Here is a 19,921-nt window from a genome sequence, read left to right on the forward strand (position 1 = left end):
CGTTTTAAACACACCCTTATGGAAATCACTGAGAAAAAAAGAATACTGATTGTAGATGACTCTTTCTACATGCGCACCATGTTAAAAAACATGTTGCTAGACGCAGGATATGACGTAGTGGGCGAGGCGCCAGACGGTAAGACTGCGCTGGAAATGGCCAAAGAAAAAATTCCGGATTTGGTGACCTTAGACGTGATCTTGCCAGACAACACCGGGCTGGATGTTCTAAAAGGAATCAAACAGGATAACCCAGACATTAAGGTGATCATTGTAAGTGCCGTAGGCCAGGAAGTGATTGTGAATGAGGCCACTGAGTATGGTGCCTTAACTTATATTGTAAAGCCTTTCTCTGAAGACAAAGTATTGGAAGCCCTTAACCAGGCCTTTCAGGAATAGTTTTCGGTCTCTTTTTTCTTGACTTGGTTTCCAGTAGGTGCAGCACGCGCAATCACATAAATTCAGGGTTTTAATAGGGGATTCCTCTGTCCGCTCCAGACTGGTGCTTTCTGGCATGTTCAATGCCGAGCCTTTTCTGGAGGTGGTAGATACTGCCCAAACGCAGGAAGAGCTTTTATACAAAGCATTTGACCTGCAGCCTGATGTGATTGTGGCGCAACCTGGTTTGACGGTGAGTGGCAAATTGCCCTTTTTCATGCCCATTTATGACGCGGGTTCCCAGCTGTTAGTGATGGTTTCCCAGCGCAATGAACAATTCGCAGATCATATTCTGTATGGTGCCAAGCAGGAAGAAAAAGTAAAAGGTGAAGCTACCTTCAGGCAAATCCGGTCAACCATGAGCGTAAAGCAGGAAGTGCTGGAAAAGCTTAGAAACTGGGTGCAAACCTGTTCTAAATCCTTGTCAGGTAAGACACTACAACCTAAGTTAGTATTGCCGCGCGTGAAAGGCCATGACATTCATCTGCCCATCCCACAGGAGCATCCATTGTGCGTGGTGGTGGTGGGTGCCTCTACCGGTGGTTCTACCGCATTGGAGTATGTGGTCAGGGATTTGGAGGTAGCGCAGCCAACGGTGGTACTGGTGGCCCTGCACATGCCGGAGAAATTTACTAAGCGCCTAGCCAGAAGATTGCAGAAATTAACCAATTGGCGGGTAGAGGAAGGCGTACAAGGCATGCGCCTAAAGGCCAATACCGTCATCATTGCGCCGGGCGGCAAAGACATGCTGGTGCGCCGGAATGCCCTGCAGCCCGAGTATTTAACACTTGATTTGGTGCCAGCCGTATCACCTGTGCAAGAATCACCTTCAGTAGACGTGCTCATGCAGTCTGCGGCCGCCTGCGCCGGAGAGAACGTGCTTGGAGTCATCATGACAGGCATGGGGCAGGACGGCACCAAGGGAGCTAAAGAGATTAGAAACAAGGGTGGTGTGATCATCGCCCAGAATGCAGCAACCTCTTCCATTTTTGGCATGGCAAAATCAGCCATTGAAAATGGAGTGGTCAATGGAGTGGTGGCCTTAGGCCAGATCCATTCCATGATAAGTCGGTTTGCCGCCGACAGACATTTGAGCCAAGCGCTCCAAAGTGAGCTTAGTAGATGAAGGCGAGAGAGCAGGAATACAAGGAGATTTTTATAGCGGAGGCGCTGGAGTACTATGATGCGCTCAGTCGGCACATCAGTGATCTTGAGAAAAACCCTCAGGATGAACAGGTGCTGGCCGAGATTTTCCGTCTGCTCCATAACCTCAAGGCCAACGCCAAGGCCATCGGGTACCTGAACATCTCAGACGTGGCCCACAAGCTGGAAACTGCTTTCGGCCTGATCAGAAACAAAGAACTTAGCTTCAGTGATGAAGTGGTGACCGTGCTTTTTGACGGCATTGACATGTTGGGCGAGTTGATAGGAAACGTTGACAATCCTAACTCGCCGGAGCCCAGCCCAGCCTTGTTGCGTAACCTGGACATCATTGTCAGTTCGGTTTCAGAGAACACCGGCGAGGAGCTGTCCAAGGTGCAGAAGTACTATACGTCTAAGAACCTGTCACTCTCAGACCTGATCTACATCCAGATTAAAAAGCTGGATCATTTGTTGAATCTGGTAGGGGAGTTGATCATTGACCGTGACCGTATTCTTTCCATCAGCAAAGAACTGGACCATGATGACCTGAAGAGCGTAAGCTCCCATTTGTACAGGATCACCGAGGAATTACAGTTCAGCGTAATGGACGCCCGCCTGGTAAACGTGGGCTCCCTGTTCAATAAATTCCCGCGCATTGTGCGGGACATTGCCGTAGCCGAAAAGAAAGAAATCAACCTGGAGATTATCGGGCAGGACATTCAAATAGACCGGAACATCCTTCAGATCATCACAGATTCTTTGCTGCACTTAATGCGCAATGCCATCTCACATGGTATTGAAAAAGCAGACGTGCGCAAGAAACAGAAGAAATCGCCGCAAGGCAATATCATTTTGTCTGCCCAGAATGACCGTGATACGGTAATCTTGAGGTTGATTGATGATGGAAAGGGAATTGACCAGTCTGAGGTGCGCAAAGCCATTGTGAACCGCGGGTTCCTGCCGGCAGACGCTGTAGAGGACCTGAGAGACACAGAAGTGCTTTCCTACTTGTTTGAGCCAGGCTTCTCGCTGGCCAAAGAGGTGACAGAATTCTCTGGGCGGGGCGTAGGGTTGGATGTGGTGAAAAATGCCATTGATTCCATTGGCGGCCGTATTCGGGTGGATTCTCAAAAGGGGATTGGCACCACGTTTACCATGTACCTGCCTACTTCCATTGCCGTAAAAGGCGCTTTGTTGTGCCAGGTTGAGGAAAACTACTATGCCATTCCGCTCATGCACACAGACTCAGTGGTGTCTTTGCCGTCCAGTGAGTTGCATGAGATCGGTGATTTGCTGGTAGCCGACATCAAAGGCGAAACCATCACCATTGTCTATTTACGGGAGCTCTTTAATGTAGACTTGGACCAGTACAGTGGCAGAAAATCAAAATTAGAGGGCGATGTGCAGAACGTAATCATCGTGACATATAACAACCGAAAGCTGGGTCTGATAGTAGACAGTTTGCTGCGTCAGCAGGATATTGTGATTAAGGCACTCAGCAAACCGGTCAATACCATTGAGATTTATGCTGGCGTGACGCTGTTAGGATCAGGCAAGGTTTGCCTGGTGCTGGACGTGGCCGCCATCACACGTTATTTTATTGCCAGAAGGTAAGATTGTAGGAGGGGTAAAAACATTTAAAGCCTGATTCATGGAGCTTCAAGTAAATGAACTAGAGCGGGACATCATCAAAGAAATCCTTAACATAGGATTGGCCCGGGCAGCAGATTCGTTTGCAGCTATTGCAAAAGACCGCGTATTGCTCAAGGTGCCAGACCTACAGTTGATGGAGGCCAATGAACTGATTGAGATTGTGCGCGCCTATGAAAAGACGCACACCATCATTCAGTCAGACATTAAAGGGGAATTGAATGGCTCCACGCTCATGCTTTTCTCTGAACTGCACATAGAACAGCTGTCAGCGGTGTGTCTGGGCATGAAAGTGGACCCCAAAGACCCGTTGACCGAGATGCAGGAATCTCTTTTATTGGAGATCAGCAATATCATCACTGGTGCTCTGGTAACGCAACTGGCCAATATCCTGAAGGCGAATATTTACGGGTCGCCGCCGGTGGCACCTAAGAATGACATTGCCGAATCATTGAAGAACATCTTTACGGAGCACCCGTTGTTCCAACCTTTGGTGTTCACCGTCATCACGCAATTCACCAACAACACCCAGATGGTGGAGTTGCCTTTGCTGTTATTTTTTGACACCACCACCTTCATTAAAATATTGGAGATAATCAGGTCCTATAACTTTCTGGCCAAATAAATAACCAGCTACTTCTTACACGCAAAAGAGCCGCCCCGTGCGGTTCTTTTGCGTTGAGGGCTAGACGTTTTCGTTTTTGGCTCGTTTTAGGGAAAACAGCCCAAAAACGGCGGCCCTGTTTGAATCTTTTTCAATCCGGTATCTTTTTCGTTGTTTTGCGGCTTAAACACATAATATTTTAGGTATGGCAATGGATGCTTTAGGAAGACATATACTGGTGGAGTTTTACAACTGCTCTCCAGAATTGATGAATGATGTAGTGCATATTGAGAACAGCATGGTGGAAGCCGCTGAAACGGCTGGCGCTACGGTGATCAACAGCACGTTTCACCATTTCTCTCCCTATGGCGTTTCTGGGGTAGTCGTGATTCAGGAAAGCCATCTGGCCATTCATACCTGGCCCGAGTATGGTTACGCAGCCGTAGACTTGTTCACGTGCGGTGAGACAGTAGACCCATGGGTGTCTTATGATTTCCTGCAGAAGGCTTTCAAAGCTAGCCACGGTTCTTCCATGGAGTGCCGCAGAGGGCAGCAGAGCCTGTTGCAGCGCACAGATTTTACGGTAGAGGCCCGCGACACGGGTCAGCAGATCACGCCCATTCCTAGAATCACGCGGGACGTGTGGTTTACAGAGCGTGATGAGAACATCGCCCTTTCTTTAAAACACACCGGTGACCAATTGTACAAGAAGCAGTCACCGTACCAGAAAGTAGAGGTGTTTGAAACGCTGGCCTATGGCAACATGCTCACCCTGGACGGTATGGTAATGTGTACCCAGAAAGATGAGTACGTATACCATGAGATGATCACGCACGTACCCATGCTCAGCCATGGCAACGTGAAACGCGCCCTGGTGATTGGCGGTGGAGACGGTGGCACCGTGCGGGAACTGTTGCGTCATGAGCAGATAGAGGAAGTGGTGCTGGTAGAAATTGACGAACTGGTGATTGAAGCCTGCAAACTACACCTGCCAGAAACCGCCAGCGCCTTTGACCACCCAAAATTGAAACTGCTGGTAGAAGACGGCATCAAATACATTCAGGAGTGCGCCAATGAGTCATTTGACTTGATCATTGTAGATTCAGCAGATCCGGTGGGACCGGGAGAAGGCTTGTTCACCGCCGAGTTCTATGGACAGGTGTACCGCTGCCTCACGGCCAATGGCATTATGATCACGCAGAGCGAGTCGCCGCGCTTCAACACCAAGGTGTTCGTAGAAATCTATGACACGTACAAAGGCATTTTCGGGCAGGAGAAAGTGCATTGCTACCTGGCGGCCATTCCAACGTATCCAACGGGTACCTGGAGCTTCTCTTTCAGTTCCAAAGGAAACGTGCACCCCAAAGATGTCAACATGGACGTAGCCGCCGCTTTCTCCAGAGAGCACAACCTGCGCTACTACAATGAAGACATCCACCAGGCGGCCTTCGCGTTGCCTAACTTCGTTAAAGACCTTTTAAAGAAATAACACCTAATCCCAGCAATATGAAGTTGACCTCCATGTGTGAGTCTAAACGCGTTAAAATCTCGTCCTTTGACCAAAACGGCGTAGGTGAGGTGGGCAGCGGCTTGTTCGGGCTTCCGTTCACAGAAGAAGAGTCTGAAATAGTAGTGTTTCCTATTCCCTGGGAAGTAACCGTTTCTTACAATGCTGGCACCGCCGAGGGGCCCGCCGCTGTGCGGGATGCCTCGCCGCAGTTGGATTTGTTTGACCCAGAATTAGCCGATGTATGGCAGCTGGGCGTGCACATGCCTGAGATCCCAGAAGACTGGGCTCAGGAAAGCACTAGGTTACGCGAAAAGACCGAAGCCTACATTCAATGGTTGGAAAACGGGCAGCCGGAAGGAGATCATACCCATGAGCAGACCATTGAAGAGGTAAACCAAAAAGGCGAAGAATTGCTGCAATGGTCCAAACAAGCCACGCTAGAATACTTGAACCAAGGCAAACTGGTTGGCGTGCTGGGCGGTGACCACAGTACTCCGCTGGGGTTTATGCATGCTTTGGCTGAGAAACATGAGGAGTATGGCATTTTACAGGTAGATGCGCACGCAGATTTACGTGATGCCTATGAAGGTTTTACTTATTCGCATGCTTCTATCATGTTCAATGCCTTAAAAATTCCCCAGGTGAAAAAGCTGGTGCAGGTGGGCATTAGAGATCTTTGCCAGGGCGAGGCAGAGTTGGTGGAGCAGAGCAATGGCCGCGTGACTACCTTCTATGACAGCAACCTTAAGACCAAGCTCTATGAAGGCAGCACCTGGAAGAAGCAGTGCAAAAAAATCATTGCCCAATTACCCCAGAAAGTATACATCAGCTTCGACATAGACGGCCTGGACCCTAAACTTTGCCCCGGAACTGGTACGCCGGTGCCTGGCGGTTTTGAATTTGAAGAGGCGGTGTATTTAATCAAAGCCCTGGTGAAATCCGGCAGACAGATCATCGGGTTTGACCTTTGTGAAGTAGCGCCGGGTGAAACAGAATGGAACGGTAACGTGGGTGCCCGTCTGCTTTACAAACTCTGCAACTGGATGGCCGTTTCACAAGGCAAATTAGAACCAGTAGGGTAATCTCAATCATTTAAAAATACTCCAACATGAGCTTCATCATTAAGATTATCCTCACAGGAATTGCCGCCTTAGTCCTGGCGAAGTTCATTCCCGGTATTGTCATTGACGGCGTGCTCACAGCCCTTATCCTGGCATTGGTCCTGGCTATTTTGAATGCCGTAGTGAAACCAATTCTGGTATTTCTGACTATTCCCATCACGTTCATGACGCTTGGATTGTTTTTGCTGGTCATTAACGTAATCATCTTGTACCTAGCCGATTACCTGGTAGATGGTTTTAACCTGGAAAGTATTTTAGGTGCCATTATTTTCAGTTTGGCTATGTCTGTGATTACCACCATCATTGATTTCGTGAGAAAATAGCCTTTGAAAGTTCTCTTAAGAAAAGCCCGGGGCAGATGCCTCGGGCTTTTTGCTTTTTAACCCGAACGTCCACTTGAATAAGGCCCGTTTTTAGGGTATTTTTGTGAAAAGAGCAGAAAAATGAGCGTGAGGGAAGCACAGGAGGTACTGAAGTTATATTTTGGGTATGACAAATTTAGACCAGGGCAGGAGGAGATCATCTCTAACGTGCTGGCTAAGAAGGATACCATTGTGCTCATGCCCACGGGCGGCGGAAAATCTATCTGCTACCAGGTGCCAGGCTTAGTAATGCCCGGGCTCTGCGTGGTGGTTTCTCCCCTGATTGCCCTCATGAAAGACCAGGTAGAAGCCCTGCTGGGAAACGGAGTGAACGCTGGCTACCTCAACAGTTCTCAATCCTCTAAGGAACAGCAGCTCATTGAACAGCAGTGTTTTGACGGAAGGCTCAAAATGCTGTATGTCTCCCCAGAGAAACTGCTTTCTGCCGGCTTCTTCTCTTTTCTCAAACGCTTGCAGGTGAACCTGTTTGCCATTGATGAGGCGCACTGTATCTCGGCCTGGGGCCATGATTTCAGGCCGGAGTATCTGCAGCTTAAAAACCTCAAGCTCCAGTTCCCCGAAATTCCGGTAATCGCCCTCACCGCCACCGCCGACAAACTGACCCAGCGCGACATCCAGACGCAATTGTACCTGGAGAACCCGCGGGTGTTCAGTTCCTCGTTTGACCGTCCCAACATTTACCTGCAGGTGCAGCCAGGCCAGAAGCGCATGGAAGCTATCCTTGATTTTTTGGAAGACCGTCCTTTTCAACCGGGTATCATCTATTGCCTCAGCCGGAAGGCTACGGAGTCTCTGGCTCAGAAGTTAAAGGAAAAGGGTTACAATGCTGATTATTATCATGCCGGTCTGTCGGCTAAGGACCGGGACAAAGTGCAGGAGCGTTTTCTACAGGACAACGTGCAGATTATGTGTGCTACCATTGCCTTCGGGATGGGCATTGACAAGTCCAATGTACGGTGGGTGATTCATTACAACCTGCCCAAAAACCTGGAAAGCTATTACCAGGAAATTGGACGTGCCGGCCGTGACGGTGCCGCCGCTGAGGCCTTGCTGTTTCATAGTCTGGCAGACGTCATGACCTTGAGGGACATCATCACTCAGGGTGATAATAGCAAAGAACAGGCGCTGTCTTTGGCCAAGCTGGACCGCATGCAACAATACGCCGAAAGCACCAGCTGCCGCCGTAAAACCTTGATGCACTATTTCGGGGAGGAGTTCCCCAGAGACTGCGGCCATTGTGACATTTGCGACCATCCGCCTACTTCCTTTAACGGAACAGAGTTGGCGCAGAAGATCCTGTCTGCCGTGGCCCGTACCAAAGAAACCATTGCCTCTGCCCAGGTGGTAGACATTTTAAGAGGCTCCAGAAACCAAATGTCGCTGGCCAAAGGCTATGACAAGCTCAAAACGTTTGGCGTAGGGAGAGATTTGCCGCCGCTGGAATGGCAACGCTACATTCACCAATTAATCAATCAAGGTCTTTTGGAAGTAGCCTATGATGAGCACGGTGCCTTAAAACTGACCAAAGGAAGCCAGGATATTCTGTTCAACGGTAAGAAGGTAGAGCTGGTGAAATTCCAGGCGGTGAACCCCAAGGAAGAAAAAGAAAGGGCTGCCAAAGGAAAGAACAGAAATCCGCTGGCCACTGCCTTGTTTGAGCATTTAAGACAGCTTAGGAAAGATCTGGCCCAGGAGCGCGGCATTGCACCGTATCTGGTGTTTAATGACAATACCCTGCAAGAGATCGCGGAAGAACGGCCCACCAGCAAACCTGCGTTCTTGTCTATTTCTGGGGTGGCGCAGGCCAAATATGAGCAGTATGGTGAAATCTTTATCAATGCCATTCTCACCTTCCTGTCTCAACAGTCCAAAGCAGAGCAGGTAAAACTGAAAGGCGCCACTCATCTTCTCACCTATGAAGCCTTAAAGCAAGGAAAGTCACCCGAGGAAATTTCAGTGGAGCGCCAATTACAGCTGGTGACCATCTTCTCCCATATTGCCACGCTGTTCCAGCAGGGATATGATGTAGACTTAAAGCCCTTCTTATCCGAGAGCGAGTACACCCGGGTGCACCAAGCCATAGTAGAAACGGGTTGTACCTCGGCCATGAAACCCATCTTTGAGCACTTAGACTGTCAGATAGACTATTTCAAAATCAGGCTGGCCCTGGCCAGGTTCAACAAAGAAACGGCTACCGTTTAATTTTAAATGGGTATAAAAAGAGAAGGCCCGGTCTATGTAGACCGGGCCTTCTCTTTTTATGGGATTGTCTCAGAGACTATTTCAAAATGATTGGATCTGGCTTGCCATCTGGGTCACCCGCTACCAAACCTTGGTTGTTGATGGCAGTACCTTTCAAGGCTAGCAAACCAGCCAAGTGAGGGGCAGCAAAAGATGTACCAGTGCTTCCGCTTAGGTAAGTACCGCCTCTGCCAGTAGATTTGATGTTAGTACCTGGGGCACTGAAGTCTACGGCTGCGCCAAAGTTAGAAGACGGATTGAATTTACCGTAAGTGTCCATGTTAGACACGGTGTACACGTTAGGAGCGTTTACGCGGGCAGGTGAATCACCCAGGCAGTCAATGCCACTGTTGCCGGCAGCAATGGCGATGTAAATACCACGGGCGGCTGTTTTCTTTACCAGGTCATCTAGTAAAGTAGAACCATTCACCCGTAAGCTCATATTCACTACATCACCGGCTTTACCATATTTGTATACGTGGTTCAAGGCAGAGTAGATGCGAGTAAGGGTACCGTAACCTGTGTTGTCAAAAACTCTGAGGGCTACCAATGAAGCGTTAGCGGCTACACCTACCACCCCGAAGGTGTTGTTTTTAGCACCAATGATGCCAGCTACGGTAGTGCCATGGCCGTATCCATCTTCAACAGAAGTAATGCCAGAGATGAAAGATACGCTGCGGGCAACGTCCACGTTTAGGTCAGGGTGTTTGGTGTCAATACCAGAGTCAATGATCCAAACTGTTTTACCTGTGCCGTCACCATATCCAACACGGGCAACGCCCCAAGGAACGGTCTGAGTAGAGGTAGTGGTAGTAGTGGTTGTGGTGGTTGTTGCTAGAGGAGTAGTAGTGTTTGAAGTGGTAGTTTGTTTAGAAGGTTTACCTAACATTACTGCTTGTTCAGGTTCAATGTAAGCTACATTTTCATCCTGCTTAAGTAAATCAACTTCTTCTTTGCTTAGAGAGCCAGAGAAGCCTTCAAAAGCACCATCTGATAAGTTTTTGATTCGCTCTGCAGCAGAACGGTGGGTACCTAGCACCCGCTCGCGTACGCTTTGAGCTTTAACGCCATTCTTTAGAACAACAATGAATTTTCCATCTATGGCATTGGAAGAGGCAGCAGGCTCTTGTGGAGCGGTAGCCGTTTCTTCTAAAACTTCATCTTTCTGACAGCCTGCCATGGTAAATACTGAGGCTAAGGCAAAGAAAGAGACTGCTTTCTTAAACGTTCCTGACTTCATACGCATTCAATTTTAAGTGTTAAAGAAAAAGCATCAAATAGAGGATAAAATTTGAAACCTCATTTTGATATGTTCGTAACCAACTTCCTTTTAAAGTGGTTCAAAGATAGAAATTATTTTATCAGTTGAAGTTAAAAAGACAATATAAGCGATTGATATATAATAACTTATATATATGAATTAATAGGAGTTAATAAGAGAAGAATAAAGAAATTTTAACGTCTATTTAACCGTAATTGTTTTTATTTCAATAGGTTAATATGAATCAATTAAGAAGCTGGTAAATAAGTTTGCCAAAATGATTAGTTCTCTGCTAATAAAAACGTATTTTTACCTATAGAATTCTAACGGGTCACTAGCATGCTTAGCACTAATCTAAAATACTTAAGAAAGAAGGAGAACCTCACGCAAGTGCAGTTGGCGGAGAAGCTTCAAATAAAGCGCTCACTAATAGGTGCTTATGAAGAGGGGAGGGCTGAGCCTAAGCTGGTTACGCTTATGAAGATGGCCCAAGTATTTAACCTGTCAGTAGATGAGTTGATTAATCCTGAGCTGCCCAATCTCTCCAAATCCACTTCCTCTGCGCATAACTCTAACGTGCGGGTACTGTCTATCACCGTAGACGGACAAGACCGGGAGAACATAGAATTGGTGCCCTATAAAGCCAGCGCCGGGTACTTGAATGGGTACGCAGATCCTGAGTTCATGGAAGAACTGCCTAAATTCAGGTTGCCTATGATCCAGGGGCCGGGTACTTACCGCGCATTTGAAATAAAAGGGGACTCCATGTTGCCTATTCCTTCCGGAACGGTCATTGTGGGCCGTTATGTGGAGCGGTGGCAAGATATCAAAGACGGTACGCCTTGTATAGTGGTAAGCATGCAGGAGGGCATCGTGTTTAAGCGCATTTACCAAAAGGCCCAAGACAATGCCCTGCGGCTGCACTCAGACAATCCGGTGTACCAGCCTTATGAAGTGCCTTTGGCAGATGTAGTGGAACTTTGGGAGGCCAAGGCCTACATTTCTACCTCTTTCCCGATGGCTGAAATTTCCCTGGACCGCCTGACTTCTTTGGTGTTAGACCTGCAACAGGAAGTTCAAAAACTAAAGACCGTCAACTAAGACTTATATTTTAATTATAAATGGACTGCTGTTTTTGGCTTGTTTCTCAGAAAACAGGCCAAAAACGGCAGTTCTTCTATATGGGCAGGCCCATTTGAACCCGTATGCGTAGCCTACGTATGGAGTGACTATACACTAACCGCTACCAACATGATCAAAGTGATCTCTGCCTCAGATAGGCATCATGCCGCCCATGGCTGGCTAAACTCCTATTTCCTGTTTTCCTTCTCAGAATATTATGACATGAACAACCTGCAATGGGGCCCCTTGCGCGTGTTCAATGATGATTACATTGCCGGTAAAAACGGTTTTCCGGAGCATTCTCATGCAGAGATGGAGATAGTGACCATTGTGTTGGAAGGAGAAATCTCTCACAAGGACAGCTTGGGCAACGAAACCGTGATCAGTGCCGGGCAGGTACAGCGCATGACTGCCGGAACCGGCATCAGCCATAGTGAGAAGAATGACAAGGACGATGAGGTGCATCTGTACCAGCTTTGGTTTTTCCCGAACAAGAAAGGCCTCACCCCTAGCTATGAGCAGAAATCGGTTGACTTTTTAAAAGAAAAGAACGAGCTGATTCCCTTGGTGACCGGGCAGAAGGTATTGGAAGACGTGGTATATATGAACTCTAATTCCACGGTGTTTTACGCCAACCTGGAGGACGGGAAAGAAATCAACTTCAAAACCTTCCAGATTAGAAAAGGCCTCATTTACGTGACCTCGGGCGAGTTGTTTGTGAACGGTGTGCAGGTCCAAAAGAATGACCAGGTACGGTCCATGGACGTAGACGCGCTTAGAATCAAAGCTACGGCAGACAGTTCCTTTATCCTGATTGACCTGCCAGCGGTAGAAGCTAACTATTAATAATGACAGGTTCCAAGAAGGCAAAAGCAGACAGGTTGTTCCTGGTCTGCTTTTTTTGTGCAGGAGGTAGCAAGGAACCATGAATTCAAGATGACAAGACCTCAATCCCTGCTCCAACCATTCCGTATTATGAAACATCCTCGTCTGCTTGTATGTACTTGCGTCTTGCTGGCGCTTTTTGGCATTCCTTTGAAGGCCAGAAGTTACGGCGTGCTCACGCACCAGGCCATCATAGACGTGGCTTGGGAGCCTTCGCTGGTACCGGTGCTGCGCAAGCGCTTCCCGGGGGCCACCCAGGAACAGTTGAAGGAAGCCCACGCACATGCCTACGGAGGTGCCATCATTCAGGACATGGGTTATTATCCCTTCGGGAATGTTTTTTTCACGGACCTCACCCATTACACCAGAACCGGCGATTTCATTGAAGCCCTTTTTCAGGAGGCCACCAACCTGAACGAATACGCCTTCGCTTTGGGCGCGCTGGCGCATTACTACTCAGACAATTACGGACACCCCATTGGCACCAACAGAGCCGTGGCCCTGGTGTACCCAGAAGTAAAGGCGGCGCACGGCCCGGTGGTCACCTATGAAGAAGACCCCGCCGCGCATATCAAAACTGAATTTGGGTTTGACGTGCTGCAAGTAGCCAGAGGAAACTATGCGCCAGAGGCGTACCATGACTTCATTGGATTTGAAGTGAGCAAAGAAGTCTTGGAAAGGGCTTTTAAAAAAACGTACGGCCTGGAGCTGAAAAGCCTGTTCATAAGCCTGGAAGTGACCATTGCCACCTTCAGGCGATCTGTGAGCACCTTAATCCCCAGCCTCACCAAAGCCGCCTGGAACCTGAAAGCCGATGACATCCAGAAAGCCAACCCCAGCGCCACCAAAAGGAAGTTCCAATACCGCATCAACAAAACCGACTACCACAAGCAATGGGGACGGGAATACCAGCGGCCCAATTTCTTTCAACGCTTTTTAAGCTGGCTGTTGAGGGTGTTGCCTAAGATTGGCCCTAACAAGGCGCTGGCGTTTGTGCCCCCCACGCCAGCCGCCGAAAAGGTGTTCATGGAAAGCTTCAACGTTACTTCAGACCAGTACGCAGCCAAACTAAAGGTGCTCAATTGGCAAGACGCCGTCATTGTGAACAAGGACCTGGACACTGGCAATGAAACCAAAATCGGCACTTATGGCAAAACTGATAAAACCTACGCAGAACTTTTAAACAGGCTGGCCAAAGACGATTTTAAGCAATTGCCACCTGCCTTAAAGAAGGATTTGCTACAGTTTTATGCCACTGCCAAAGCACCTGAAGCCGCAGACAAAGAAGCCCAGAAAGATTGGGAAAAGGTGCAGGAAAATCTGGCTAAGCTTAAAGCGACCTCCTTATAGAAGGACGGAGGAATTGCTTGACGGCACAGGGGCGTTTTTAGTTAGTTTTTCAGGATTCAAGCTAAAAACGAATTTTTAATGCCTTTCGGCTAATTCTGCCTTTTTGCTCAAAAGGATACATTAGCAAACAAGGAATTAGCCTATCAATTATGGAAACTCGTTTTTGGCCTGTTTTCCAGGAAACGGGCCAAAAACGGGAGAAATACAGCAATCGGTTTTCTAATCTTAAAGGCAACAATCCCGGGTGTCTTACCCTTGCTCTATGTCCTCACTAGGTTCTTCTACTTCTTTAGGAAGGGCGGCGGAGAGTACGGGGGCGTTTAGGAGCCATTGGGTTTCCATGGTTTTGCTGGTGCGGGCTCCTAATTTCTTGAGCAGTTCCACTTTCTTGAGCAGGTTTCCGTTGCCTTCAGAGAGCTTGTTCATGGCGGCGTGGTATTTCTGCTGGCTTCGGTCCAGGTTCACGCCAATGTCCTTCAGGTCATCCAGGAAATTAGCGAACTTGTCATACAGCTTGCCACTTTCTTCGGCTATGCGCAGCACGTTGCGTTTTTGGCTTTCCTGCTTCCAGACGCTAGCCACGGTGCGCAAGGTTGCCAAGAGGGTAGAGGTGGTTACAAAGACGATGTTGCGGTCCAGGGCCTCTAAAAACAAGTCACGGTCCTGCTGAATGGCCAGATTAAACGCCGGCTCAATGGGAATGTACATCAAGACAAAGTCCGGGGAGTTGACCCCGTGCAGGTACTGGTAGTTCTTGCGACTCAGATCAGTGAAGTGCGTCCTGATGGATTGGATGTGGCTCTTGAGGTGAATCTGTTGTTGTAGTTCATCCTCGCAATTGCAATAAGCGTCATAGGCCACCAAACTCACCTTAGAGTCAATGATGAGGTGCTTGTTGTCAGGGAGGTCAATGATCACATCTGGCCGGAAGATCTTGGCATCATCGTGCTGGAGAACCTGTTCCCGACGGTAGTGTACATCGCGCTCCAGACCGGATTTCTCCAACAGGTTCTCCAGCAGGTATTCGCCCCAGTTGCCCTGGGCTTTCTTTTCGCCGCGCAGCGCTCGGGTCAGGTTGAGGGCGTCCTGGCTCATCTGCTGGTTCAAAGATGCCATGTAGGTAATCTGCTCCTTGAGCGAAGTGGTGTCTTTCAAGGTCTTCTCATACGTCTGCTCCACTTTGCTCTCAAACTCCTTGATGCGTTCTTTCAACGGTGACAGGACTTGTTCCAGGTTTTCGGCAGAAGTCTTTCTAAAGTGCTCGGCGTTGTTGACCAGCACCTGGTTAGATACTTGCGTGAATTGCTGCATGAAGGTTTCGCGCAGTTGGCTGAGCTCGGCGCGTTCGTCAGAAAGCTTCTGCTTGAGGTGGTAGATGTCGTTTTCGGCGCGCGTTACCTCTGCGTGCAACTCCATCACCTTGGCCTGCTCCCGGCGCACCTGGTCCTGCCATTTATTGGCTTCTGCCAGCGCGGCTTGCTGTTGCTGTTGTGCAAAAGAAGCGGCGACCTCCTGCTCTTGCGCGGTTTTGCGAAGCGCAGCTAGTTTAGCCTGCAATAGAAAGTAAACCAAGACGGCACCCACCAGAAAGGCAAGCAAAGAGAGCGTAATGTCCATAGAGAAGGAAACGTGTTTGGCCAGAAGAACAGTTAAAGATACGGGTTTAGTGCCGAAGTCTAAAAATATTCGCAATGGTAATAGGGTTAGCACGCCGGTTGTCTGTCTTGTAAAGGAAAGCAGCAACAATTGTGAAATAAGCCGAAATCAAGTGGTTACCTCTGCCTGTTTCTGGTATTAAGAGCGTAGGCCCAAATTCTTTTCTAAAAAAAGGAATTCGCTTCAACTTTTCACGTTGTCTATTACGTACGCTTGCCTGAGCTACAAAGACACAGGAATCAACATGACCATGCTACTAAAAGCCAATGCGGGAATAATGCGGTTTGTGCGGCGCAAGCTGTGGGACCCGATTATGGCATTGGCCAAACAAGGATTCACGCCGCACCAGCTGGCGCTCACCATCACCCTGGGAACGGGCTTCGGGATGATTCCTTTTATTGGGCTCACCACCATTTTGTGTACCTTCTGGGCGCTTAGGTTACGCTTGAACGTGGCTTTTACCATTCTGATCGGGTATTTGATGCAGCCGTTCCAGCTGGCTTTGTATGTGCCGTTTGTGGAGCTGGGGCAGACCATCTTCCCGGTAACGCCCATTCCGTTCTCCCTGGAAAAACTGATGGCCATGTTCAAGGTAGACTGGCTGAACGCCCTGCAACAAGTGTGGTTTGCCAACCTGTTGGGCATTCTGGCGTGGCTTCTTTGCTTTCTCCCTTTTGGTTTGGCCGTGTACTTTTCCAGCCGGAAGATGCTGCACAAAGTCCTGCCTGCGCCGCAAGTAGCCTAAACCGTTTTTGGCCTATTTCCCAGAAAACAGCCCAAAAACGGTAGCCTAAAAAATTTTCTTGCTTCTGCATTTGGCATAAACTCTTATCTTTGGTCTTGACAGGAAGTTAACCGCTTGCCTGTCTGTTCTTTATCAATTGAGTTACATTTTAATAGCATCCATATGAAAGCAGTTCTTCCGTTTGTATTCGCCTTGTTCATTGCCTCAGGGGCTATGGCGCAGAAAGCCATTCCGGCTGCTAAACCCGGTACTACCTACGGCAAAAAGGTGAACGCCAAGAAAGCCATTGCCATGACCGAGCTGTCTGCCAAACTCACCTCTGACTCTGTGTATACTGGCAAGGTAGAAGGCACCGTGGTGGAGGTTTGCAAGAAGAAAGGCTGCTTTATGAAACTAGCCCGTCCAGACGGTACGGCCGTAATGGTAAAATTCACCGACTACGCCTTCTTCATGCCCCAGGACATAGTAGGTAAAACGGTGGTGGTAGACGGCACCGCCAAGGTGACTGAAACATCTGTGGAGCGTTTGCAGCACTTCGCGAAGGACGCCGGTAAAACCGCAGAAGAGATTGCCTCCATCACCAAGCCCAAAACCGATATTGAGATTGTGGCGGATGGTGTGTTGGTAGTGAAGTAGAAATATCCATACAAGATTAAAACAGAAGGCCCGGCTACAAACAGCCGGGCCTTCTGTTTTTAGGCTATTTCCCAGAAAACAGCCCAAAAACGAATATCCCTGTAGCCTTGCGGACAAAAGTGGACGCTTGCGCCATGGTTAACGTCCAGTTGAAGTTACACTACAAATCTGGTGGCAAGCATAGATTAAAGAATCCCAACCCTTCAAATAAGGAGCAACGAACAACCAAAAACGCACCTAACCCCGGGCGCAGATGCTTTTGTAGGCGCAGTATTGGCAGGTTTCCAGGTCATTGGTTTTCCTAATAGGTTCTGCGGGGTCAAGCATGCGTACTACCAAGTCTTTGAGCAGGCGTTCAGAAGTTTCCATGAAATCTGCGGGTTCTCCCAAGTCATTGACAAACGGTAATTCTGAGGTTAGAACGCCGGCGCTCAGATTTCGGAAGGAGATGATACCCGCTTCATAGGCATAGTGGGCTTTGGGCAGATTCAGGACTTTGCTTTCCAGCAGGCTGCCTTTCTGTATCTCTTTGGACAGAATATACCGGTACAGCCACAGTTGCCGCACTTTGTCCAAATGCCGGTCATGCAGTAGGGTGTTTTCTAGGTCGGTGGCATCTACTTTTAAGTGGCGGGCTTCTACCTTGCCCGTCTTGTAGTCAATCACGCGCAGGGTGTGGCCGCTCAGGTCAATACGGTCGGCTTTGCCCGAAATCTGCACGGGTACTTTCTCGCCGGTAGGCAGAGTTACTTCCAGTTCGGTTTGCAGGTTGTCTTCCAGGGACAAAATATACAGTGGTAGTTCCTCAGAGGACTGCAGGCCTTCCAGGTAACGGGTGAGTAGCTGCACGGCTACCTTGTAGAGAATGAGGTTCATGCCTTGTTCCGGCAGGTTGCCCAACGTGCCGCGGGTGAACTCCTGCTTCACTTTTTCAGAAAGACCTGCCAGCATCTGGTCCACGTCTGACTTTTCTATGGGTTTGGCCTCTTCGGCAAAAGGCCTGAAATAGTCTTCCAGCACCTGGTGCACAATGGTCCCGAAGGTATCTGCGCCCACCAGTTCATCAATCTCTTCTACTTCCTGTAACTTGGCAATGCGGGAGAAATAATACTGCAGGGAGCAGTTCACAAACTGGTTCAGGTGCGAAGGGTAGAGACCCCGGCGCAATTCGTTTTTGAGCTTGCTTAATACCTCCTCGTCTTTCTCAATAATGATGTCTGGCTCATACTCCTTGGTGTCCAGTTGCTCCACCACGGCGGTCAGTTCCCGGAAGGTGATGTGCGGGTTTTTAGGGGCCAGGTCATGCTGTAGTTGAAGGATAAAACGACTTTTCTCCCCAGAGCCGTAGGTGTCTGATGGCAATACGTAGAGCAGATTCACCCGCTTGGCGCGCTGTAACAAACGGTAGAAGTAATACGAGGTAATGCTCTCTTGTTCAGCGTAGGTAGGCAACCCGAAGGTTCTCAATACATCATACGGAAACAGTGAATTCTGCTTCTTGGGTTGAGGCAGCACGTTCTCATTCACGCTTAGGATGATGAGGTTCTCAAAATCCAGGGCGCGGGTCTCCAGCATCCCCATGACCTGCGTAGGCGAGATGGGCTCGCCGCTGAACGGCAGCTTGGTATTGCCAATCTGCTCATACAGGAACTTCTTGAAGCTGCGCACCGAAATCTTATGCTCGCGGCAGTCAAAGAGCGTGTCCAGGCGCTTGACAATGGTGTAGAGGATGTAAAGGTATTCGGTCTCAATGGGGTTTTCCGTTTCTACGCGGTAGATTCTACCCAGAGCGTCCACTAGCTGATAAAGGGTGTCAATGAGGTCGGTGCAGTCGTTCCAGGTCCGGAAGAGGGTGATGAACATGGGGTGCTCACGGCCCAGCCTGATGATTTCCTCGGCGGTGAGCAACACGCTGTTCTTGGCCACCATCTCATCCAGCACGTGTTGGAACAAGTCTAAGTCTGCTTCGCGCTCTGCCAGTCCGTTCAGATACTGTTCATACCGGCGAAGGAACGGGTGTTGCAAAAGCTTGGTGACGGCCAGGTGGTGGTAGCGGTTGACGCGGTAGCCCGTGTCGGTGGGTTGCACCACGCCCGTCAAATGCACCTCAAAAAGCAGATCTATGAGATTGAACAGGGGCGTGCCTTTAAAAGACAAGCCCATGGTCACGTTGTAATCAGAAACCTCATCAGAAATGGAGTGCAGCACGGGCAACAGCAGGGTCTCATCTGGTAGAATGATGGCTACCTCGGCAGAAGGGTCTTGCTGTCTTATTTCGCGCAGTAATTGGCCGGCTATCTTGCCCTGCATGCTGGCGTTGGCCACACCTATGGCATTAATTTCCTTGGTATCAGTGAGGAGCAGGTTTTGTTGCCAGTTCCACTCGGGCAGGGGCCAGGAGGATTTGTAGCGTTTCAGGAAATGGCCCGCGCGCTTGTCAGACTCAGCGGCCATGTAGTAGTCATCTGAGTCAAAAAAGGCCGCGGCTTTTCCCGCGGCTAGCAGGGTGTTGATGATTTTCTGCTCGGCGCGGGACAAGGCGTTCAACCCGATGAAAATGTATTTATAACAGCCTTTCTCGCTCTGCGCGATGTCCTTGATGCGGTCAGCCACCATCCGGAAGGCCATGCCGGTGTACGCCTGCTTGTCTTGTTGGAGCTTGGTCTGCAAGGCGTGATAGGTGCGCTCCAGGTTCACCCACAGCTGGAAATACTGTTTTACGTTGGCCGTCGGCTCGCTGCTGCCCGGCTTGCCAGGATCCCAGCGTTCCAGCGCCTTGGCCTCACTCACGTACTCAAACACCTCTGATGGGTTCACCAACTCCATGTCCATGCGGGAAAAATCTTCCAGCAGGGTAGCACTCCAGCCCACAAACTGATCAAAATCCAGCTTAGGGTCAAAAGTGAGCATGATGTCATACAGGTCCAGTTGCAGGTGCAAGGGCTCCAGCACGTCTACGTTGGCCATGTTGCAGACAAACTCCTCCATGGAGTAAATCTGCGGCGACCAGATACCCGTGGGTGCGGCCTCTGCCAAGGCGTTCTTAAAGTACAAGGTGGCCCGCCGGGTGGGCAACACAATGCACAAGTCACTGAGGCGGTCTGAATAGGTCTGGTAAATATGCTCGGCGGTCTGCCGCAGGAACGATTGCATGCGTAGGTTGTAGCTTTAGGTCTGGC

16 protein-coding genes are annotated in these 19,921 nt (G+C 49.3%); 13 read left to right on the top strand and 3 right to left on the bottom strand.

Annotated elements, in window-relative coordinates; translation table 11 throughout:
- The first annotated feature begins 18 nt into the window (after positions 1 to 18).
- From GU926_RS01630 to recQ, 8 genes are all read left to right on the top strand, one after another.
- A complete protein-coding gene (locus GU926_RS01630; protein WP_160688416.1) occupies positions 19 to 396 on the top strand; it encodes a response regulator in 378 nt (125 codons plus the stop codon).
- 37 nt (positions 397 to 433) lie between these two features.
- A complete protein-coding gene (locus GU926_RS01635; protein ID WP_160688418.1) occupies positions 434 to 1,561 on the top strand; it encodes a chemotaxis protein CheB in 1,128 nt (375 codons plus the stop codon).
- Positions 1,558 to 3,192 (top strand): chemotaxis protein CheA, encoded by a 1,635-nt coding sequence (locus GU926_RS01640; protein WP_160688420.1) that lies wholly within the window; start codon positions 1,558 to 1,560, stop codon positions 3,190 to 3,192. The genes GU926_RS01635 and GU926_RS01640 overlap by 4 nt, the downstream gene beginning before the upstream one ends.
- Positions 3,193 to 3,229: 37 nt before the next feature.
- Positions 3,230 to 3,853: a chemotaxis protein CheC gene (locus tag GU926_RS01645; RefSeq protein ID WP_160688422.1), complete on the top strand. Its 624-nt coding sequence runs from the start codon at positions 3,230 to 3,232 to the stop codon at positions 3,851 to 3,853.
- A gap of 184 nt (positions 3,854 to 4,037) precedes the next feature.
- Complete coding sequence (gene speE / locus GU926_RS01650) at positions 4,038 to 5,321, top strand: polyamine aminopropyltransferase (protein ID WP_232058399.1); 1,284 nt, start codon at positions 4,038 to 4,040, stop codon at positions 5,319 to 5,321.
- A gap of 17 nt (positions 5,322 to 5,338) precedes the next feature.
- Positions 5,339 to 6,424, top strand: a complete 1,086-nt coding sequence (locus tag GU926_RS01655) for an agmatinase family protein (RefSeq protein ID WP_232058400.1) — start codon at positions 5,339 to 5,341, stop codon at positions 6,422 to 6,424.
- Between the two features lie 26 nt (positions 6,425 to 6,450).
- Positions 6,451 to 6,786 carry a phage holin family protein gene (locus GU926_RS01660; protein ID WP_160688424.1) on the top strand — a complete coding sequence of 112 codons (336 nt, stop codon included), beginning with the start codon at positions 6,451 to 6,453 and terminating at the stop codon, positions 6,784 to 6,786.
- A gap of 120 nt (positions 6,787 to 6,906) precedes the next feature.
- Entirely contained in the window at positions 6,907 to 9,048 is a 2,142-nt protein-coding gene (gene recQ / locus GU926_RS01665) for a DNA helicase RecQ (RefSeq protein WP_160688426.1), read from the top strand.
- Between the two features lie 76 nt (positions 9,049 to 9,124).
- Here the strand turns inward: recQ and GU926_RS01670 are convergent, their stop codons facing one another.
- Positions 9,125 to 10,327 carry a S8 family peptidase gene (locus GU926_RS01670; protein ID WP_198001446.1) on the bottom strand — a complete coding sequence of 401 codons (1,203 nt, stop codon included), beginning with the start codon at positions 10,325 to 10,327 and terminating at the stop codon, positions 9,125 to 9,127.
- Between the two features lie 360 nt (positions 10,328 to 10,687).
- Between GU926_RS01670 and GU926_RS01675 the strand changes: the two genes are divergently transcribed.
- The 3 genes from GU926_RS01675 (at position 10,688) to GU926_RS01685 (ending at position 13,705) form a co-directional block, all read left to right on the top strand.
- Positions 10,688 to 11,449, top strand: coding sequence for an XRE family transcriptional regulator (locus GU926_RS01675; RefSeq protein WP_160688428.1), 762 nt, complete (start codon positions 10,688 to 10,690; stop codon positions 11,447 to 11,449).
- Between the two features lie 150 nt (positions 11,450 to 11,599).
- The gene (locus GU926_RS01680; RefSeq protein WP_160688430.1) at positions 11,600 to 12,316 is read left to right on the top strand and encodes a pirin family protein; all 717 of its coding nucleotides are present in this window, start codon (positions 11,600 to 11,602) and stop codon (positions 12,314 to 12,316) included.
- Positions 12,317 to 12,445: 129 nt separating this feature from the next.
- A complete protein-coding gene (locus GU926_RS01685; RefSeq protein ID WP_160688432.1) occupies positions 12,446 to 13,705 on the top strand; it encodes a zinc dependent phospholipase C family protein in 1,260 nt (419 codons plus the stop codon).
- Positions 13,706 to 13,954: 249 nt separating this feature from the next.
- On the opposite strand, the gene rmuC is transcribed toward GU926_RS01685, so the two are convergent.
- Positions 13,955 to 15,322 carry a DNA recombination protein RmuC gene (rmuC, locus tag GU926_RS01690; RefSeq protein ID WP_160688434.1) on the bottom strand — a complete coding sequence of 456 codons (1,368 nt, stop codon included), beginning with the start codon at positions 15,320 to 15,322 and terminating at the stop codon, positions 13,955 to 13,957.
- A gap of 283 nt (positions 15,323 to 15,605) precedes the next feature.
- Here rmuC and GU926_RS01695 point away from each other — a divergent pair, with 283 nt between their 5' ends.
- Both GU926_RS01695 and GU926_RS01700 read left to right on the top strand, forming a co-directional pair.
- Positions 15,606 to 16,106, top strand: a complete 501-nt coding sequence (locus tag GU926_RS01695; RefSeq protein WP_160688436.1) for a DUF2062 domain-containing protein — start codon at positions 15,606 to 15,608, stop codon at positions 16,104 to 16,106.
- Positions 16,107 to 16,268: 162 nt separating this feature from the next.
- A complete protein-coding gene (locus GU926_RS01700) occupies positions 16,269 to 16,742 on the top strand; it encodes a DUF4920 domain-containing protein (RefSeq protein ID WP_160688438.1) in 474 nt (157 codons plus the stop codon).
- Between the two features lie 237 nt (positions 16,743 to 16,979).
- On the opposite strand, the gene GU926_RS01705 is transcribed toward GU926_RS01700, so the two are convergent.
- Entirely contained in the window at positions 16,980 to 19,895 is a 2,916-nt protein-coding gene (locus GU926_RS01705) for a PD-(D/E)XK nuclease family protein (RefSeq protein WP_160688440.1), read from the bottom strand.
- Positions 19,896 to 19,921: the final 26 nt, after the last annotated feature.

Origin of the sequence: Nibribacter ruber (assembly GCF_009913235.1) — a bacterium.
Taxonomy (GTDB): domain Bacteria; phylum Bacteroidota; class Bacteroidia; order Cytophagales; family Hymenobacteraceae; genus Nibribacter; species Nibribacter ruber.

Excerpts from the sequence above, each read along its gene's own strand:
- GU926_RS01630 (WP_160688416.1), top strand. The coding sequence starts at position 19 with ATGGAAATCACTGAGAAAAAAAGAATACTGATTGTAGATGACTCTTTC.
- GU926_RS01640 (WP_160688420.1), top strand. The coding sequence starts at position 1,558 with ATGAAGGCGAGAGAGCAGGAATACAAGGAGATTTTTATAGCGGAGGCG.
- GU926_RS01645 (WP_160688422.1), top strand. The coding sequence starts at position 3,230 with ATGGAGCTTCAAGTAAATGAACTAGAGCGGGACATCATCAAAGAAATC.
- speE (WP_232058399.1), top strand. The coding sequence starts at position 4,038 with ATGGCAATGGATGCTTTAGGAAGACATATACTGGTGGAGTTTTACAAC.
- GU926_RS01655 (WP_232058400.1), top strand. The coding sequence starts at position 5,339 with ATGAAGTTGACCTCCATGTGTGAGTCTAAACGCGTTAAAATCTCGTCC.
- GU926_RS01660 (WP_160688424.1), top strand. The coding sequence starts at position 6,451 with ATGAGCTTCATCATTAAGATTATCCTCACAGGAATTGCCGCCTTAGTC.
- recQ (WP_160688426.1), top strand. The coding sequence starts at position 6,907 with ATGAGCGTGAGGGAAGCACAGGAGGTACTGAAGTTATATTTTGGGTAT.
- GU926_RS01670 (WP_198001446.1), bottom strand. The coding sequence starts at position 10,327 with ATGAAGTCAGGAACGTTTAAGAAAGCAGTCTCTTTCTTTGCCTTAGCC.
- GU926_RS01675 (WP_160688428.1), top strand. The coding sequence starts at position 10,688 with ATGCTTAGCACTAATCTAAAATACTTAAGAAAGAAGGAGAACCTCACG.
- GU926_RS01680 (WP_160688430.1), top strand. The coding sequence starts at position 11,600 with ATGATCAAAGTGATCTCTGCCTCAGATAGGCATCATGCCGCCCATGGC.
- GU926_RS01685 (WP_160688432.1), top strand. The coding sequence starts at position 12,446 with ATGAAACATCCTCGTCTGCTTGTATGTACTTGCGTCTTGCTGGCGCTT.
- rmuC (WP_160688434.1), bottom strand. The coding sequence starts at position 15,322 with ATGGACATTACGCTCTCTTTGCTTGCCTTTCTGGTGGGTGCCGTCTTG.
- GU926_RS01695 (WP_160688436.1), top strand. The coding sequence starts at position 15,606 with ATGACCATGCTACTAAAAGCCAATGCGGGAATAATGCGGTTTGTGCGG.
- GU926_RS01700 (WP_160688438.1), top strand. The coding sequence starts at position 16,269 with ATGAAAGCAGTTCTTCCGTTTGTATTCGCCTTGTTCATTGCCTCAGGG.
- GU926_RS01705 (WP_160688440.1), bottom strand. The coding sequence starts at position 19,895 with ATGCAATCGTTCCTGCGGCAGACCGCCGAGCATATTTACCAGACCTAT.